The following is a 16,805-nucleotide window of genomic DNA, read 5'->3' as shown; positions in this document are numbered from 1 at the left end:
AATGCGGGCTATTCGCCGCCGCCCACGCGATCCGTCAACAAACCGGAAATGCCTTCCGAGCCGCGAATTGCGCCAACATATTTCACGGTGACAACGTCCGACGCCTCGGCCGTCTTTCGATTGAATCGGCCCATCATTACGACAGCGTGATGTGATGCAAATCACATCGTTATTGAACGTGGCGGGCGACACACCCACCCGGTGGAGCAAAAGACTAAGTACCACTCTTATTCTCTCAACATGGGACGGCCCCATTTGTCGATTGATGCTGTTGAGCCACTAGCGGCTGACATAAACGATTACGTTCTCGCCGACGGCACTATTGTCTTGCCCGACGGGTTGACTCTCACCTCGTTCTTCGATCAAAACCGGGCAGCATTCGGTGACCGTCCGTCATACCGGTTCATCGACTACGCGAAAGAGCAGGACGGACGCGTCGTCGAACTGAGCTGGAATGACTTGTGGACCCAGGTCCGTGCGATCGGCGCCCGACTGCAGCAAGTCGCGAAACCCGGAGACCGGGTCGCGATCTTGGCGCCGCAGGGCCTGGAATATGTGGCCTCCTTCTTCGCCGCGGTCCATGCGGGCAACATCGCGGTCCCGCTGTTCGCACCGACCTTGGCCGGCCACAACGAACGGTTGACGGCGGTGTTGGCCGACGCACGGCCGGCCGTGGTGTTGACGACGACCGCGGCGGCCGAGTCCGTGCGGGCATCGCTGCGCGCGCATCCCGTGGCGGGGCGGCCGCGATTGATCGCGGTCGACGCGATCCCGGCGTCGCTGGCCTCGATGTTCACCGAGCCGACCATCGACACGGACGACACCGCGTATCTGCAATACACGTCCGGGTCGACGCGCAGTCCGGCCGGGGTGGAGGTCACGCATCGCGCCGTGGTCACCAATGTGCTGCAGATGATCCTGGGCGCCAACCTGCACCGAAACACCCACAGCGTCAGCTGGTTGCCGCTCTACCACGACATGGGATTGATCATGATCATGTTCCCGGCGTTGTGCGGTGGCGAATACCTCACGCTGCTGGATCCCATGGCGTTCGTCCGTCGGCCCTTCCGGTGGATCAAAGAGCTGAGCGCGGAAGCCGCCAATGGCCCGACATTTGCGGCCGCACCCAATTTCGCGTACGAGTTGACCGCCGAGCGGGGGCTTCCCCCCGACGGCGTCACCATTGACCTCCACAACGTGGTCGGGCTGCTCAACGGCTCGGAGCCGGTGACCATTTCCGCCATCGAGAAATTCACGGAAGCGTTTGCTCCGCACGGTCTACCCGCGACGGCGGTCAAACCGGCCTACGGGATGGCGGAGGCGACGCTGGGAGTGGCCATGACCGCCCTGGACGAGGCTGCCCACGCGGTCTTCCTCGACCGTGTTCAACTCGCCGCCGGGCACGCGGTGATCGTCGAGCCGGACGCCGAAGGCGCGGTCGCCTATGTTTCCTGCGGCCGCCCGTTCCGTGATCTCTGGGCGGTGATCGCCAGCCCGGACGGTGCCGAGATGGCGGACGGCACCGTCGGGGAAATCTGGCTGCACGGCAACAACATCGCCCGCGGGTACTTCGGACGCGACGAAGAATCACAACGCACGTTCGCTAACAAGCTGCAGTCCCGGGTCGAAAGCGACAGCCATGCCGAGGGCGCCCCGGACAACTGCTACTGGTTGGCCACCGGCGATCTCGGCGTCTACATCGACGACGAGCTGTACCTGACGGGGCGGATAAAAGACCTCGTCATCATCGACGGTCGCAACCACTACCCGCACGACATCGAAACCACCGTCAGCCACTCGTCGGACGCGATCCGAACCGGCTATGTGGCCGCATTCTCGGTTCCGGCCGACTCCGTGGACGGCGGCGCCGCCGAGCAGCTTGTGGTGGTCGCCGAACGCGCCGCGGGAGTCGGGCGCGCAGATCCCGATGCAATCGCCGCGGCCGTCCGGGCGGCGGTCTCGCGCGAGCATCAGGTCCGGGTCGCCGACATCCGGCTGGTCGCCGCCGGGACGATTCCCCGCACCACCAGCGGCAAATTGGCGCGCAACGCGTGCCGGGCCGAGTACCTGGCCGGGCGGTTCACCCGATAACCGGGCTCAACTCAGCAGTTCCAAGGTTCCCAGTTCCCGCACGGCCCGACAGCCGCGACTGAGCATGGCGAGCACCATGTCGTCGCCGCGTTCGGTGGCCGTCGCGAAGGCGAATCCCAGGGCGGAGATCAGCAGGGCCTGCGGCATCCCGAGTCGGTAATCGCGCCAACATGTTTCACGGTCATAGCCCGTCACGCCGTAACCCAGCAAGGCTCGATGGTATTCGCCGACGAGGTCTTTCTCGATCGCCGACCGCAGCTCCGAATTCAGGCTCGTTGCCGTGAAATACGCGAGGTCTCGCGCCGGCAGACCCACGCCGAGCGTCTGCCAGTCGACCACGCTCACCCAGCTGTGCGCCGGGTCGAACAGCAGGTTGTCGAGTCGGTAGTCACCGTGCAGCAGCGCGAACCGATCCCGCTCGGTGAACAGCCACGGCGTCACCAAACCCATTGTCGTGGTGAAGGTTTCGCGGTCCTCGGCGCTCATCCGGTCGCCCAGCTTTTCCAGGGTGATGTCGGCGCTCATCTTCGCCACGTCGCCAAGGCCCTTGGCCCCTGCCTCGTCCGGCCGGGGAAACGCCAGGCCGGGCAGGTCCAGCCAGAACGGGTCGCACCAGCTGGGCCCGTGCAGTCCGGCCAGCGCCACCACCGACAGCCGCGCCTGCTGCTCGCCACAGCCCGCGATCTGATCACCTTGCACCGCGGGCGCTTGGTCGGCGAGCAGCAGCGCGTATTCCATGGCGTCGTCGGTGATCTGGCAGTAGAAGCAAGTCGGGGTCGGCACCCGCACCCGGTCGGCCACCGCGGTGTAGAACGCGCACTCGCTGCGGTAGCCGATGACGACGCGGTCGCGCACGGTGTCATCCTGGGCCGGCAGCTTGATCACGAATGTCTGTGGCAGATCACCGGGATCCGTGGCATACCCGGCCGTCACGCGATAGGTCGCCCCGGTCTGGCCCGTGCCGATCGCCACCACGTCGACGTCGGACACCTCGACCGGTGTGCGGCGTTCGCTAAGCGCTGCGGATAACCATTCGGGTGTCACATCGCCGGGGTACCGCGGAATCGACACCACAGCACTCATAAGCAACCACGCCTCCAGGACTCAACCAGCCGACTGACCGATCAACTGTAAGGCATACGGCAAGAGTCACCCGCCGTGGCCTATTCGGCAACGATGTGCCAGTCGGCAGCGTCGTGCTGCTGGTGCCAGAACTCGCTGAAACGGCCACCCGCGGTCAGCAATTCGTCGATCGAACCGTCCTCGACCACTCGCCCGTTGTCGACGAACAGAACGCGGTCGGCGTGCCGGATGCTTGCCAACCGATGGGCCACGATCACCCGGGTCCGCAATTGCGGATCGGCGGTCAGCGCGTCGACCACCGCAACCTCGTTCTCGGTGTCCAGGGCGCTGGTCGCCTCGTCGACCAGCAAAACGGGAGCGGCCTTGAGCAGCGCCCGAGCGATGCTGACCCGTTGCCGCTCGCCGCCGGACAACGCCGAGCCTGCTTCGCCGACGATCGTGTCGGCGCCGTCGGGCAACCTGCCGATCAGCTCGTCGACTCGCGCCAGCGCGACGGCCCGGCCGAACTGGTCGTCGCCGGCGGCGGGGTTTCCCGCGAAGACGTTGTCGCGGATGGTCCCGTGGAACAGGTACGGGTGCTGGAAGACGACACTGCTGACCGCGCGTCGAGCCTGCGCGTCCAGCGTTGCGGCGTCGGCGCCGTCGATGACGACGCGACCGCGGGTCGGTTGGTGCAGCCCGGCGATCAGCGCCAGGATCGTGCTCTTGCCGGAGCCGGACGGCCCGACGATCGCCGTCGTGGTTCCCGGCTGCAAGGCGAAGCTGACCCCGTCCAGCACGGGAGTGCTCGCGCCGTCGTAGCCGAAGGCGACGTCATCGAATTCGATGCGGGGGGCAACGGCGGCGTCGGACAAGCCGGCGGCCCCGGCCACCAACGCCGGTGCGGTCAGCACACCGCGGATCCGGTCGAGCGTGGCGCGGGTGCTCTCCAGCGCCGGCGCCAGCTCGCTGACAGTGGCGAACGGCTCCAGATAGCGGGCGATCACCACGATCAGGGCGACCGCCTCGGCCACGGTCAGGGTGCCGTCGATGGTGAGCGCCGTGGTGGCGCCGGCCAGCGCGATCAGGGCCAGCTGGCTGGCGACGCTGAACAACAGCTGGCCCGGGATCTGCATGCCCAGCAGCCGCATCGTGGCACTGTGCTGTTCGGCCAGAGCGGTGCCCACCAGGCTGCGGGCCGGCTCGACCCGCCGCGCGGCCCGCAGCGCCTGCTGGGTTCGCGCGAACTCGATGATCCGTTCTGTCAGCACGGTATTGGCGTCGCCGGCCGCCGCGTCGGCGCGCCGCGTCAAACGAAGCGAGGCCCACAGCGCACCGAGTAGCAAGGGCACCCCGGCCAGCGCCGCCACCCCGAGTTGCCAGGAGATGGGCAACAGCGCCAGGGCGATGGCCGCGGGTAGCAGAACCGCCGTGGTCAGTGGCGTCAGCAGGTTGACCACCAGGCCGACGAGTTCCGGGCCGGTTGCCGCAATCGCCTGGCGGGCCATCGCGGTGTTGTCGGTGGTGAACCAGTCCAGCCGCACCCCGGGAAGCCGGTCCGCCACATCGTGCTGCGAGTGGTCGAGCACGGCGAACCCCAAGTCGAAGCCGATCCGCGCGGTCATGGCGTCGACGATCCAACCGGTCACCGTCGCGACGGACAACCAGCCCAGCCATGCCAACGCGCGCTGCGGTGTGTCGCTGAACAGCGCGCCCACCAGCGGGACGAGCAATACCGCGCCCACCGCACGCACGACGACCGCAACGAACGCGAGCACGGCATAGCAGATCACCTTTGCGCGGTGATCCGCGGGAACAAGGCTTATCCAGGTGCGGATCATCGCCCGCTCTCCCGCCCCGCCGCGGTCACGGCCACTGGCTTGCCCTGGCCGGTATCCCAGAGCCGGCGATACCGTCCGTCGGCGGAGAGCAACTCGTCGTGGGTACCGCGTTCGGCAATCCGTCCGTGATCGAGCACGACGATCTGGTCCGCCCGGGTGATGGTGTGCAGTCGATGGGCGATCACCAACACGGTCCGGTCGTGGGTCAGTCGGTTAAGTGCCTGCTGTACAAGGTATTCCGACTCAGGGTCGGCGAACGCCGTGGCCTCGTCGAGGATCAGGACTCCCGTGTCGGCAAGGATGGCGCGGGCGATGGTGAGGCGTTGCCGCTCACCACCCGACAGCGCGGCGCTGGCGCCCAGGACGGTGTCGTAACCATGCGGCAGCCGCAGCACCCGGTCGTGGATTTGTGCCTCGCGGGCCGCGGCCTGGATCTGTTCGAGCGTGGCATCGGGGACGGCCAGCGCGATGTTCTCCGCGACCGTGCCGTGCACGAGCTGGGTTTCCTGCAGCACGAACCCGACCCGCGTGTAGAGCTGGTCGGCGGTCAGCGACCGGATATCTTGTCCCCCAACACGTATCGCGCCGTGTTCGACGTCGTGGAACCGGGCCAGCAGCGCCGCGAGCGTCGACTTCCCGGATCCGGACGGCCCGACCAGCGCGGTCACCGTGCCCGACCGCAGTTCCAGCGATACCTCCTGGATCACCGGCACCCCGGGGCGATAGCTGAACCCGACCCCGTCGAACACCACCGTGGCCGCGTCGCCGGACCTTGCGCACGGCCGTTCTTGCACCGCGAGTTCTTGTTCGTCGAGCGCGATTTGGAGACGCCGGGCCGCGATCATTCCGGTGCGGATGCCGCCGAGTCCGTAGGCGATGCCGAGCAGTCGGACACCGAAGGTGGTGCCCAACAACAAGAACGGCAGCAGATTGACCGGATCCATCCGATGCGTGACGACCAGCAAGGTGCCGATGACCGAGATCAGCCACAGGAAGGTGGACGGTCGGGTGGCCAGATCCATCGCGGTTTTCTTGCCGGCCAACGGGCGCTGCCAGGCGACCAGGAATCCCACGTACTCGTCCAACCGGCGACGGAAGCTCGACGCCGTCGCGCCGCCGAAGACGCGGATCACCGGCTGGCCCTCGAGGTAGGCGCCGGCCTCGTCGTTCATCCTTTCCGCCCAGCGTTGCGCCTGCACGATCTTCGGTCCGGATTGAATCGTCAACGACGACGTCATCACCAGATAGACCAGCACCGGCCCGAACAAGACCAGCGCCACCCGCCAGTCGACGGAAAACAGATAGACGAGCACCGCCACCGGCGCGACGATCGCGTTGACCGCGTCCGGGATCGCGTGGGTGACCAGGTAGTGCAGCGACAGCGTGTCGTCGGTCACCAGTTGCTTGATCGAGCCCGATCCGCGGGCGGTGAACCAGCCCAACGGAAGCCGGGACATCTTGCTCAGCAGTCGCGAGCGCAGATCGCTCGCGAACCGCGCGTCGATCACATGTAGCCAAAGGGTGAGGGCGGCACCGAGCACAGTTCCCAACCCCAGTAGCCCGACCGCCGCGATCCCGACATTCCACAAACGCGACTCGTCGGCGCCGGACACCAGTGACCGGGCCAGCTCCACCAGCAACACGAACGGCGCGAGTTGCACGAGCGTGATCACGGCTTGCAGCACGCCCGAGACGATCAGCGCCGATCGCAGCGGCGCGAGCAGCCGGCCGGCGGCCTGAGCGCGCCAACTGCCGTAGTTCGCCGGCGCGGACACATCCTCGGCGGCGACCGGCGCTGTCGCCGCTTGGGCCGCAACGCTTTCCGGCGCAATGCCGTCATCGGGCAGCGAGGTGGTCTCGGGCTCGCCGCCGCGGGTGGTGCCCATCTCGCGGCCGGCGCTCCAATACGCTTGTGCGTGGACCTCGGACTTGGGAAAACCGAACGTGTCACGCAGCCGCTTACGGACGTTCTTCAGAGTGTTGGCCTCGGGCGTCGCCCACGCATACCAATTCGACCAGTCACGGGTCTCGATGGCGTCGGCCAACGATTTCTCGTCGCTGCGGGCGACCCAGTGCACCCGCAGCCGGGGATGCCGCGCGATCGGGATCGCGGTGTCGTTGTCGTCGTGCTGCTCGAGGTACATCTCGATCGGCACGTCGTCGGGGACCGTGCCGATGATTCCGTTCATCCCGGGGATCGACGCCGAGTCGCCGATCAGCAGATAGCCGGCCGGCTGTTCTTCGGGGACGTCGAACCGCGACGAACCCATCAGCGACATCGCCGCGATCGTGGTGCCGGGTTCGACGGTGCGCGCCCACTTCGAAGCCGGACCGGCGGGCTCGTGCAGCACGACGTCGACGGCGAAACGACCGGCGGGTACGTCGGCCTCGGAGATCGTGTAGGCGCGCTGGAACTCGGTATTCGATCCGTCCGGGTCGGGAAACCAGAACCGCAGCCACGCCGCGGGCTCGGCCTCCGCGTCTTCGAACAGGGTCGCCGACTCCATCCGGATCCGCACGAAATGCGGTGCGATCTGCACGGTTTCGAGCACGGTCGCGGTGTGGTCGCGCGCGCCGAACCCGCGCAGTATCGCGCCCTGGAACCCGCGTGCCATCAGCGGTCCTCTCCCGCGGCGAGCAGTCCCGCCACGACCTCCACCCGCAACTAAGGGTTGCCTTACCATAGCTGACGGTGTGCGGGCGGTCGAGGCGCGGTGGCCCGGTGCAAGAGGTGCGCGGCTGAAACGCCGGACTGCGCAAGAGGTGCGGGCGGAGGGACTCGAACCCTCAAACTCTCTCGAGCACCGGCACCTAAAGCCGGCATGTTTGCCAATTTCATCACGCCCGCGGCGTGCCGATCGTACCGCCCACCTCACCGACGAATCTGTCGGCGGTCGTATCTAATCTTGGTTCATCACGGCCCCGAGAGGGGAGGCACGGGTGCGATCCGCGAAGGAGTTCGAGGCCGTACAGCGCCTTATCGCAATCGGTATGAACGACTGTGCGATCGCGCGTCAGACGGGCATTCCGCGAAGGACGGTGTGGGATTGGCGCTACTGCAGGTCACCAATTCGAGCAAGTGGTCCGAGCGCGGCATCAGCTTGCGGCATTGATCATGACTTCTCCGCGCTCCCATCGGCGCCGTACTGTTATTTGCTGGGCCTCTATCTCGGCGATGGCTGCATCTCACGCAGCGGACGCGTCTGGCGTCTAAGGATCGTCCTCGACTCCAAATATCCGCGGATTATCGCGCGCTGCCGCGAGGCGATCGACGCCCTGATGCCGGATCAGCGCGCGGCGGCGCTACGTCGTTCTGATCATTGCACCGAGGTCTCGCTGTACTCGAAACACTGGCCGTGTCTCCTGCCTCAGCACGGTCCCGGTAAGAAGCACCAAAGGCCGATCCGGCTCGAAGCATGGCAGCAATTACTCGTCAAACAGGCCACGGAGGAATTCGTTCGCGGCCTCATCGACAGCGACGGATGCCGAGTGGTCGCCAACGACCGCGGCGTCCGAAGCATCCGGTACCACTTCTCGAATCGATCCGAAGACATCCGAGGACTCTTCAGCGGGGCCCTCGATGCCCTCGGAATTCCGTGGACCCGGCCGAACCAGCACACGATCGCCATATACCGCAAGGTGGCGGTGACGCGTCTCGACGAATTCGTGGGGCCGAAGTCATGAGCCTTGTGTAAATTTGGCATGCCTAACCTAACCATCGGGCAGGGCTCGGGTAAGGTCAGCAAACGATGAACGGAGCCGCTAGCACCCAGACCGACGACGCGTCGACCCGAGTATTGAAGCGCGAGCGCAAGGACTTATCCGAAGAGGTACGGCGCGTCGGCCCGCTTCCTGTCCCTTTGCTGGACCCGCCGTACTCTCTCTGCGCCGCCGAAAGCGACGACGCAGAGATGGTGTCGGAGTGGATGAATCGCCCTCATCTCGCCGAGACCTGGGAGTACGCCTGGCCGGCGTCCCGCTGGCGCCGACACCTCGACGCGCAACTCGAGGGGACCTATTCGCTGCCGTTGATCGGAACCGTGCATGGCGAGGAGTGCGCCTACCTGGAGATCTATTGGGCAGCAAAGGACATGATCTCCCGTCACTATGACGCCCAACCCCACGACATCGGGCTACACGCGGCCATCGCGGATCTGGCGCTGGTCAACCGGGGCTTCGGACCGCGGGTACTGCCGCAGATCGTGACCAGCGTGTTCGTTCAGGAACCACGCTGCAGCCGGATCATGTTCGACCCCGACCACCGCAACACCAATGTCCGCCGACTGTGCGAGTACGTCGGATGCCGTTCGCTTGGCGAGCACGACGCGCCAAACCGGCGGATGGCGCTCTACGCGTTGGAGCGTCCCACCCAGTCCTCGTAGCCCTGGCGGTCGGCTTTCATTCCGGCCGCCACCAATTCCCAGAGGACCAGGTGAGAGTTATGCCACTCGATAGTTGCTGGTGCTGCCGTCGGTCGATCCAGCCGCGCTCGAGTTACGCCGCGCTGGAAGCGGCCCGCAATTCACGCAGCGCGGTGCGCAGGCCCCGCCGTTTACCGGTCGCGGGGTCGACGAAGCTCTCCCGCAGTCCCTCTCGGACGCGAAACTTCAACTCCGAGTGCGTTTCCGGCGCGTCATCCGGCGTGCCTTTGAGCAGCTTGTCAGGCAGGGCGAGCTTGAGGATCGTCCAGAACGACTGCCAGTATTGCCGGCCGAGGGACCCCGTGGTGTAGGGCAGGTCGTACTTCTCACACAGCTCGCGCACCCGCACGCTGATCTGGGCATAGCGATTGCTGGGCAGGTCCGGAAACAGATGGTGCTCGATCTGGTAGCACAGATTGCCACTCATGAACGCCAGCACCGGTCCGGCGTTGAAGTTCGCCGATCCCAGCATCTGGCGCAGATACCACTCCCCCTGCGTCTCGTTGTCGAACTCGTCCTTGGTGAACTTCTCGGCACCGTCGGGAAAGTGGCCGCAGAAGATCACTGCGTAGGACCAGTAGTTGCGGATCAGGTTGGCGACCGCGTTGGCCCGCAGGGTGTGCTTCCAGTTGCGCCCGGCTAACGCCGGAAAAACGACGTAGTCCTTGCCGACCTGCTTGCCGACCTTTTTGCCGATGATCCGCAGGTCTTTGCGCACTTCCGCCCAAGTCTTGTCGTGTCTGCGGACCGCCGAAAGCTCTAGCCCGTGCGCCGCGACGCCCCATTCGAACAGTGTGCCCAGCAGCAGGTTGTAGATCGGGTTGCCGATCATCCACCGCGACCAGGGCTCGTCACGGGTGACCCGCATGATGCCGTAACCGACGTCATCATCCATGCCGACGATGTTGGTGTACTTGTGGTGGATGAAATTGTGCGACTTCTTCCAGTGCACGCTCGGCGAGGTGGTATCCCATTCCCATTCGGTGGAGTGGATTTCCGGGTCGTTCATCCAGTCCCATTGACCGTGGGTGATGTTGTGACCGAGCTCCATGTTCTCGATGATCTTGCCGGCGCCGAGCATCGCCGTCCCCGCGGTCCACGCGTACTTGTTGCGGCTGGCCATCAACACAATTCGAGCGCCGACCACCAAGGCGCGTTGCAACTGAACCGAGCGGCGAATGTAGCGGGCGTCGCGCTCGCCGCGGGACTCCTCGATGTCGGCGCGGATCGCGTCGAGTTCGCGCCCTAGCGCTTCCACGTCCTCGGTGCTGAGGTGTGCGTACTGCTTTACGTCGGTAATTGCCATCAGTTCCTCCTTAGATCTTGAGCGTGCAGTTGCCGGAGGCCGTCGAGATGCAGGTTTGAATCCGGTCGCCTTCACCGTGTTCGGTCCCGGACCTGAAGTCGCGCACGTGCCCCGACTCCAGCGGAAGCACGCAGGTCTGGCAGATGCCCATCCGGCAGCCGAACGGCATCTGAATGCCCACCTTTTCTCCGGCGTCCAAAAGTGAAGTAGCACCATCGATTTCGATGGTCTTGTCGGAGATCGCGAAGGTGACGGTGCCCCCTTCGCCGCCCTTATCGGTAGCGGCGATAGTAAAGCGCTCCAAATGCAGCAAGTCGCCGATGCCCGCGCCCTTCCAGACCTCTTCGACCGTGTCCAGCAGCGCGGACGGCCCGCATACCCACGCCTGGCGATCCCGCCAGTCGGCGACGACGTCGTCGATCTGGTCGAAGTCGACGTGGCCTTCAGTTTCGGTGAGCTGCAAGTGAAGTCGATATCCGTCCTGAGATTCCTTGAGGTCTCTCAACTCGTCGTGGAAGATCACGTCGTCCGCACTGGGCGCCGAGTGAATGTGCACGATGTCGGCCTTCTGGTTACGGGCGTTGAGAGTCCGCAACATGGCCATCACCGGCGTGATGCCGCTGCCCGCGGTGACGAACAGGATCTTGGCCGGCGGCGGGTCGGGTAGCGCGAACTCCCCCTTCGGCGAGGCCAGGCGCACGATGGTCCCCGGCTCCACGCCGTTCACCAGGTGCGTCGACAGAAAACCCTCGGGGGTGGCCTTGACGGTGATCGTGATGTTCTTGTTGTCGCGCCGCGGAATCGATGTCAATGAATACGAGCGCCAATGCCACCGGCCGTCAATCCGCAATCCGATACCGACGTACTGTCCGGGTCGGTATTTGCCGGAGAAACCCCAGCCCGGTTTTATCGTCACCGTTGCCGAATCCGCGGTCTCGGGATGGACATCCACGATGAGGCCACGCAGTTCGCGCGCGGACCACAACGGGTTGAGCATCTTGAGGTAGTCATCGGGCAGCAACGGCGTGGTTGCCCGGGCCGCGAGCCCGCGGGGCACGTTGACCCAGGACTTGGCGGTCTCCACGCCTTTTGCGGGCGCCGTGCTCCAACGAGTGAGGCTGCGCAGGGTAGAACCCATTATTTGTCCCAGTGGTCGATTGAGGTTCCGTGCATCGGTTGAGAACACGGTTACCGTCGGCTTCCCCGCATCCGCGTTCAATAAACAGTTGTTCGCTGAATGGTCGGCGGGCGATGCTGCGCGGGTGAAGCTCACCGCGGCCGCCGCACGGTACCGTCGAGGGGTGTCCAGCCAGGCCCATCGGAGGCGCCATCACCGGCCCGCCCTGATCATCCTGGTGATCGTCGCGGCCTGCGGCTGCCTGGCCCTGGGCTGGTGGCAATGGACACGGTTTCAGTCGCCGTCCGGTTCCTTCCAGAACCTCGGCTACGCGCTGCAATGGCCGTTGTTCGCGTGGTTCTGCGTCTATGCGTACCGCAATTTCGTTCGCTACGAGGAGGTCCCACCGGAGCCGCGTAAACGGGGCGCGGTGACCGAGATACCGGCCGGGCTGCTCCCCGAGCGGCCACCGCCCGCGCAGCAACCGCCCGACGATCCCGCACTGCGGGAGTACAACGCTTACCTGGCCCAGCTCGCCGACAAAGATGCCGAAAAGCAGAACAGGACCACCGCATGACCACACCCGAGACACCTGGGGTCGCCGCCGCTGACCGCATCCGCCCTGCCCTGCTCGGCTATCGGATCATGGCGTGGACGACGGGTCTGTGGCTGATCGCGCTGTGCTACGAGATCGTCTCGCACCTCGCGTTCCACCATGAGATCCGGTGGATCGAAGTGGTGCACGGCTGGGTGTACTTCGCGTACGTGCTCACGGCTTTCAACCTGGCGATCAAGGTCCGCTGGCCGATCGGCAAGACCATCGGCGTGCTGCTGGCCGGCACGATCCCGCTGCTGGGCATCATCGTCGAGCACTTCCAGACCAAGGACATCAAGGCCCGCTTCGGACTTTAGGACAGGGTGCGCAAGGCGGGCAGTAGTAGCGCCAGCGCGCGCCCGCGATGCGAGGCCGCGTCCTTCTCCTGCGGGCTGAGCTGCGCCGCGGTGCGGTCCCCGAATTCAGCGCCAACGGGAACGAAAACCGGGTCGTAGCCGAACCCGCCGTCGCCGCGTGGCGTACGGGCGATCACGCCTGGCCACTCGCCGCGGACAACGACTTCGCCGCCCACCGAGACCAGCGCGCAAGCCGACACGAACGCCGCGGAGCGCCGCTCGCGGGGCACATCGCGCAACTGGGCAAGCAGCAGCGCGGTGTTGCCGGCGTCGTCGCCGTGGGTGCCCGCCCAGCGCGCCGACAGCACGCCGGGCATGCCGTTCAGCGCGGCCACCTCCAAACCGGAGTCATCGGCCACGGTGGCTAAACCCGTTGCGGCGAACGCGTCTCGCGCCTTGGCCAACGCGTTGTCCTCGAACGTCGCACCGGTTTCGGGCGCCTCGTCGAACGGCGCCACATCGTTCAGCGACACCAGCGTCAGCCGCGACAAGCCTGCGCCGTCCAGCACCCGGCGCAGTTCGGCCAGCTTCTTGGGGTTACGGCTGGCGACCAGCAGCTTCACCACAAGCGCCGCTTCTCCTCATCGCTGGCGCTCTGCATCGTCGCCGGCGCGGTCAGCTTCCGAACGCCTTCGGCGCATTCGGCCCCTCGGGCAGCACACCCGGGTACGGCAACTCCAGCGCCTCGCGCTGCGCGGCGAACAGGGTGTCGCACGCGCCAAGCGCCATGTCGAGCAGCTTGTCCAGTGTCGAGCGCGGGAACGTCGCCCCCTCACCGGTGCCCTGGACTTCCACCAGGGTCCCGGTGTCGGTGGCGACGACGTTCATGTCGACCTCGGCGCGCGAGTCCTCCTCGTAGGGCAAATCCACCCGGACCCTGCCGTCCACCACGCCCACGCTGACCGCCGCGATCGCGCACGACAACGGCCGCGGATCCGACAGCTTGCCCGCCGCCGACAGGTAGGTCACCGCGTCGGCCAGCGCCACATAGGCACCCGTGATCGCGGCGGTGCGAGTGCCGCCGTCGGCCTGCAACACGTCGCAGTCGACGGCGATGGTGTTCTCCCCCAATGCCGCCAGGTCGATGCACGCGCGCAGCGACCGCCCGATGAGCCGGCTGATTTCCTGGGTGCGCCCGGACAGTCGGCCTTTGACCGATTCCCGGTCCGAGCGCGTGTGGGTGGCCGACGGCAGCATCGCGTACTCGGCGGTCAGCCAGCCCAGGCCAGACCCTTTGCGCCAGCGCGGTACGCCCTCGGTGACGCTGGCGGTGCATAGGACTTTGGTTTGGCCGAACCCGATCAGCACCGAGCCGGCGGGGTTTTCGGTGAAGCCCCGGGTGATGACTAGGGGGCGAAGCTCGTCGTCATTGCGACCGTCTTCTCGTTTTGACACGACGCCACCCTAGCCCTCCGGTGCGTCGGGTGGGGCACCCCCAGCCGCGCAGCGGCGAGGGGACCGGCTCGGTCGAATCAGACTCGTTCTGAGTGCCGAACGTCGAACGTCTCGCCGCACACCACCGCGTGCACGGGACCGTCGAACTCGGCCTTGGCCTCGCTGATCACGTCCTCGCGCGAGGTCCACGGTGGGATGTGCGTCAGGAGCAACTCACGAACACCGGCCTGCGCGGCGACGCGGCCGGCTTCGGTGCCCGACAAGTGCAGGGCGGGCGGACGATCCGGCGCGTGCGTCCAGGACGCCTCGCAGAGGAACACGTCGGCGTCGCGGGCCAACTCGACGAGCTGATCGCAGACTCCGGTGTCGCCGCTGTAGACGAACGAGGCGCCGCTGGGATCGGTGATCCGCATGCCGTAGGACTCGGTGGGGTGCGCGACGACTCGCGGCGTGACGCGCAGCGCACCGATGTCGACCGCTTCGCCGTCGACCCAGTGCCGGACGTCGAAGATGTCCGAGCAGTCGTCGATTTCACCGCCGTAGGGCGACGACGCGGCGCCCAACCGCGACCAGGTGTCGCTCGGGCCGTACAGCATCGCCTTGCCCAGTGGACGGGCCGACGGATGGTAGCGGCGCCATACGAACAGGCCCGGCATATCCAGACAGTGGTCGGCATGCAGATGAGACAAGAGCACCTGTACCGAAGATGGGTCGGCGTAGCGCTGTAATGCCCCTAGCACACCCCCACCGAAGTCGAGGACCAGCGGTGGTGTGTCTGGAGCCCGGAGCAAGTATCCCGACGCGGGCGAATCCGGCCCCACCACGCTGCCCGAGCAGCCGAGCACGGTTATTCGCACAGGCACTACTGTGCCATGCCCGGAACCACCATGAGAAAAACATCGCCGCATTGATGTGATGAGAATCTCTCTGCGAGCTAGGCGATGGGCGAGTGGTGCACAGGCCGGACGCCGCTGACGGCAGGCCCCAGGAATCGCGCCGCCAAATTGGTGAAGGCCTCGGGGTCGCCGGTAGCTTCGAAGACGCGGGTGGCCGGCGCCGCGTCGTGTGGGCGCAGCAAATCCCGCTCGGTGAGCACCCGCAGCACTTCCTTCGCCGTCTCCTCGGCACTGGAAACCAGCGTCACGTTTTCGCCCATCGCCAGCTGTATCAAGCCGGACAGCAGCGGATAGTGCGTGCATCCCAGCACCAGCGTGTCGACCTGGGCGCGTTGCAGCGGCTCCAGATACCCCTCGGCCAGTCCCAGCACCTGACGCCCGCTCGTCACGCCGCGCTCCACGAAGTCGACGAAGCGTGGGCAGGCCACCGCGGTAATCTCGGTGTCGCGGGCGGCGGCGAACGCGTCCTGGTAGGCGTGCGACGTGATGGTCGCCTGGGTGCCGATGACGCCGATGCGGCCGTTGCGGGTCGTGGCGACGGCGCGGCGCACCGCCGGCAGGATCACCTCGACGACGGGCACGTCGTAGCGTTCGCGGGCATCGCGCAGGCACGCCGCCGAGGCCGTATTGCAGGCGATCACCAACGCCTTCACGCCGCGGCCGACCAAGTCGTCACCGATGGCCAGTGCGTGCGCGCGGACCTCGGGGATGGTGAGCGGACCGTAGGGACCGTTGCCGGTGTCGCCGACGTAGACGATGTCCTCGTCCGGCAGTTGGTCGATGATCGCGCGGGCGACCGTCAGTCCCCCGACGCCGGAGTCGAAGACCCCGACGGGCGCCAGTGGCGAGCTCATGAGTGCGTGCCGGCTTTTCGCTTCGCCCGGGCCTTGCGTTCGGGAGCGGACAACAGGTACGCGGCCACCACGCCGGCGATGGCACCACACAAGTGGCCCTGCCACGACACCCCACCGCATTGACCGAGCACCGGCATCGCGCCGAGCAGCACGCCGCCGTAGACCAACAGCACCACCAGACCGATGAAGATGTCGGCAAACCTGCGCACGAATATGCCGAAAACGAGCAGAAATGCCAGCCAGCCGAAGATCAGCCCGGAGGCCCCGATGTGGTCCGTCGGCCCGCAAGTGCTGCCCCAGTTGCCGATCAGCCAGGTGCCGAAGCCACCCAGGATCCAGACGATCGCGGTGGCCCACACGAACCGGGACAATCCGGACAGTGTCATCAGAAATCCGAGCACCAGCAGCGGGACGGTATTGGCCATCAGATGCTGCCAATTGGCGTGCAGCACTGGCGAGAAGATGATTCCCCACAGGCCGTCGGTCTCCAGCGGCCTGATGCCGTTGGCGTCCAGGGAATGCCGCGACAGTTGGTCGAACAGCTCGACGAGGTAGAGCAGCGCCACGAAGGTGAGGATCGTGGCCCCGCCCACCATCCACCGCGGACGCTTGGTTGTCTGCGTGGCGGGTGTGTCCTGATGTCCCGGGCTCATGCGCATAACTGCCCTTCTAGAGCGTCTTCGGCATCGTCCAGGCTACCGGGATACGCGCCGGTCGACAGGTACTTCCACCCGGGGTCGGCGGCGTCGCCCGCCCTTTCCATGGCCCGCCACACCTTGAGCTGCTCGTGCGAGTCGAAGCGGTAGAACGTCGGCGAGCGCTCGGCGTTGGCCATCGGAATGTGGCGTTCGGGACGATCGGAGCCCTCGGT

At 66.3% G+C, this 16,805-nt stretch carries 16 protein-coding genes, 1 tRNA gene and 2 pseudogenes; 6 read left to right on the top strand and 13 right to left on the bottom strand.

The window, feature by feature from the left end; translation table 11 throughout:
* Nucleotides 1–8: 8 nt before the first annotated feature.
* Entirely contained in the window at nt 9–137 is a 129-nt protein-coding gene (locus ACZY0B_RS16020) for a hypothetical protein (protein WP_463765112.1), read from the bottom strand.
* Between the two features lie 103 nt (nt 138–240).
* Here ACZY0B_RS16020 and ACZY0B_RS16015 point away from each other — a divergent pair, with 103 nt between their 5' ends.
* Nucleotides 241–2,091 (top strand): fatty acyl-AMP ligase, encoded by a 1,851-nt coding sequence (locus ACZY0B_RS16015; protein WP_463765111.1) that lies wholly within the window; start codon nt 241–243, stop codon nt 2,089–2,091.
* A 6-nt stretch (nt 2,092–2,097) separates the two neighbouring features.
* On the opposite strand, the gene ACZY0B_RS16010 is transcribed toward ACZY0B_RS16015, so the two are convergent.
* The 4 genes from ACZY0B_RS16010 to ACZY0B_RS15995 form a co-directional block, all read right to left on the bottom strand.
* Nucleotides 2,098–3,174, bottom strand: a complete 1,077-nt coding sequence (locus tag ACZY0B_RS16010) for a phosphotransferase family protein (RefSeq protein ID WP_463765110.1) — start codon at nt 3,172–3,174, stop codon at nt 2,098–2,100.
* An 80-nt stretch (nt 3,175–3,254) separates the two neighbouring features.
* A complete protein-coding gene (locus tag ACZY0B_RS16005) occupies nt 3,255–4,994 on the bottom strand; it encodes an ABC transporter ATP-binding protein (RefSeq protein WP_463765109.1) in 1,740 nt (579 codons plus the stop codon).
* On the bottom strand, nt 4,991–7,609 hold the full coding sequence (locus ACZY0B_RS16000) for an ABC transporter ATP-binding protein/permease (protein ID WP_463765108.1): 2,619 nt from the start codon (nt 7,607–7,609) through the stop codon (nt 4,991–4,993). The genes ACZY0B_RS16005 and ACZY0B_RS16000 overlap by 4 nt, the downstream gene beginning before the upstream one ends.
* Nucleotides 7,610–7,758: 149 nt before the next feature.
* Nucleotides 7,759–7,842: transfer RNA gene (locus ACZY0B_RS15995), tRNA-Leu, on the bottom strand.
* A 92-nt stretch (nt 7,843–7,934) separates the two neighbouring features.
* On the opposite strand from ACZY0B_RS15995, the pseudogene ACZY0B_RS15990 reads away from it, so the two are divergent.
* The 3 genes and pseudogenes from ACZY0B_RS15990 to ACZY0B_RS15980 form a co-directional block, all read left to right on the top strand.
* Nucleotides 7,935–8,036 (top strand): annotated as a pseudogene (locus ACZY0B_RS15990) (hypothetical protein); the annotation flags it as partial.
* Nucleotides 8,037–8,483: 447 nt separating this feature from the next.
* Nucleotides 8,484–8,678: a hypothetical protein gene (locus tag ACZY0B_RS15985; protein ID WP_463765144.1), complete on the top strand. Its 195-nt coding sequence runs from the start codon at nt 8,484–8,486 to the stop codon at nt 8,676–8,678.
* A gap of 65 nt (nt 8,679–8,743) precedes the next feature.
* Entirely contained in the window at nt 8,744–9,376 is a 633-nt protein-coding gene (locus tag ACZY0B_RS15980) for a GNAT family N-acetyltransferase (protein ID WP_463765107.1), read from the top strand.
* A gap of 112 nt (nt 9,377–9,488) precedes the next feature.
* Here ACZY0B_RS15980 and ACZY0B_RS15975 read toward each other — a convergent pair whose 3' ends face one another.
* On the bottom strand, nt 9,489–10,721 hold the full coding sequence (locus ACZY0B_RS15975; protein WP_463765106.1) for a fatty acid desaturase family protein: 1,233 nt from the start codon (nt 10,719–10,721) through the stop codon (nt 9,489–9,491).
* A 10-nt stretch (nt 10,722–10,731) separates the two neighbouring features.
* Nucleotides 10,732–11,859: a ferredoxin reductase gene (locus ACZY0B_RS15970; protein WP_463765105.1), complete on the bottom strand. Its 1,128-nt coding sequence runs from the start codon at nt 11,857–11,859 to the stop codon at nt 10,732–10,734.
* 163 nt (nt 11,860–12,022) lie between these two features.
* Here ACZY0B_RS15970 and ACZY0B_RS15965 point away from each other — a divergent pair, with 163 nt between their 5' ends.
* Both ACZY0B_RS15965 and ACZY0B_RS15960 read left to right on the top strand, forming a co-directional pair.
* Nucleotides 12,023–12,415 (top strand): hypothetical protein, encoded by a 393-nt coding sequence (locus tag ACZY0B_RS15965; protein WP_463765104.1) that lies wholly within the window; start codon nt 12,023–12,025, stop codon nt 12,413–12,415.
* Nucleotides 12,412–12,750, top strand: a complete 339-nt coding sequence (locus ACZY0B_RS15960) for a DUF3817 domain-containing protein (protein ID WP_463765103.1) — start codon at nt 12,412–12,414, stop codon at nt 12,748–12,750. The genes ACZY0B_RS15965 and ACZY0B_RS15960 overlap by 4 nt, the downstream gene beginning before the upstream one ends.
* Here the strand turns inward: ACZY0B_RS15960 and ACZY0B_RS15955 are convergent.
* The 6 genes and pseudogenes from ACZY0B_RS15955 to cysM all read right to left on the bottom strand — a co-directional run.
* On the bottom strand, nt 12,747–13,355 hold the full coding sequence (locus ACZY0B_RS15955; RefSeq protein ID WP_463765102.1) for a non-canonical purine NTP pyrophosphatase: 609 nt from the start codon (nt 13,353–13,355) through the stop codon (nt 12,747–12,749). The two genes, ACZY0B_RS15960 and ACZY0B_RS15955, sit on opposite strands and share 4 nt — an antisense overlap.
* 49 nt (nt 13,356–13,404) lie before the next feature.
* Nucleotides 13,405–14,184, bottom strand: coding sequence for a ribonuclease PH (gene rph, locus ACZY0B_RS15950; RefSeq protein ID WP_463765101.1), 780 nt, complete (start codon nt 14,182–14,184; stop codon nt 13,405–13,407).
* A 77-nt stretch (nt 14,185–14,261) separates the two neighbouring features.
* Nucleotides 14,262–15,047, bottom strand: coding sequence for a cyclic nucleotide-degrading phosphodiesterase (locus ACZY0B_RS15945; RefSeq protein ID WP_463765100.1), 786 nt, complete (start codon nt 15,045–15,047; stop codon nt 14,262–14,264).
* Nucleotides 15,048–15,118: 71 nt separating this feature from the next.
* Nucleotides 15,119–15,934, bottom strand: coding sequence for a glutamate racemase (gene murI, locus ACZY0B_RS15940; protein ID WP_463765099.1), 816 nt, complete (start codon nt 15,932–15,934; stop codon nt 15,119–15,121).
* The gene (locus ACZY0B_RS15935; RefSeq protein ID WP_463765098.1) at nt 15,931–16,587 is read right to left on the bottom strand and encodes a rhomboid family intramembrane serine protease; all 657 of its coding nucleotides are present in this window, start codon (nt 16,585–16,587) and stop codon (nt 15,931–15,933) included. The genes murI and ACZY0B_RS15935 overlap by 4 nt, the downstream gene beginning before the upstream one ends.
* Nucleotides 16,584–16,700: pseudogene (gene cysM, locus ACZY0B_RS15930) on the bottom strand (cysteine synthase B); the annotation flags it as partial. The pseudogene cysM and the gene ACZY0B_RS15935, both read right to left, overlap by 4 nt.
* Nucleotides 16,701–16,805: the final 105 nt, after the last annotated feature.

The organism is Mycobacterium sp. IDUB_19 (assembly GCF_055419445.1).
The sequence above is the reverse complement of the archived record's forward strand: the minus strand, read 5'-3'. Positions and strand labels throughout refer to the sequence as shown.

Excerpts from the sequence above, each read along its gene's own strand:
- ACZY0B_RS16020 (WP_463765112.1), bottom strand. The coding sequence starts at position 137 with ATGATGGGCCGATTCAATCGAAAGACGGCCGAGGCGTCGGACGTTGTC.
- ACZY0B_RS16015 (WP_463765111.1), top strand. The coding sequence starts at position 241 with ATGGGACGGCCCCATTTGTCGATTGATGCTGTTGAGCCACTAGCGGCT.
- ACZY0B_RS16010 (WP_463765110.1), bottom strand. The coding sequence starts at position 3,174 with ATGAGTGCTGTGGTGTCGATTCCGCGGTACCCCGGCGATGTGACACCC.
- ACZY0B_RS16005 (WP_463765109.1), bottom strand. The coding sequence starts at position 4,994 with ATGATCCGCACCTGGATAAGCCTTGTTCCCGCGGATCACCGCGCAAAG.
- ACZY0B_RS16000 (WP_463765108.1), bottom strand. The coding sequence starts at position 7,609 with ATGGCACGCGGGTTCCAGGGCGCGATACTGCGCGGGTTCGGCGCGCGC.
- ACZY0B_RS15980 (WP_463765107.1), top strand. The coding sequence starts at position 8,744 with ATGAACGGAGCCGCTAGCACCCAGACCGACGACGCGTCGACCCGAGTA.
- ACZY0B_RS15975 (WP_463765106.1), bottom strand. The coding sequence starts at position 10,721 with ATGGCAATTACCGACGTAAAGCAGTACGCACACCTCAGCACCGAGGAC.
- ACZY0B_RS15970 (WP_463765105.1), bottom strand. The coding sequence starts at position 11,859 with ATGGGTTCTACCCTGCGCAGCCTCACTCGTTGGAGCACGGCGCCCGCA.
- ACZY0B_RS15960 (WP_463765103.1), top strand. The coding sequence starts at position 12,412 with ATGACCACACCCGAGACACCTGGGGTCGCCGCCGCTGACCGCATCCGC.
- murI (WP_463765099.1), bottom strand. The coding sequence starts at position 15,934 with ATGAGCTCGCCACTGGCGCCCGTCGGGGTCTTCGACTCCGGCGTCGGG.
- ACZY0B_RS15935 (WP_463765098.1), bottom strand. The coding sequence starts at position 16,587 with ATGAGCCCGGGACATCAGGACACACCCGCCACGCAGACAACCAAGCGT.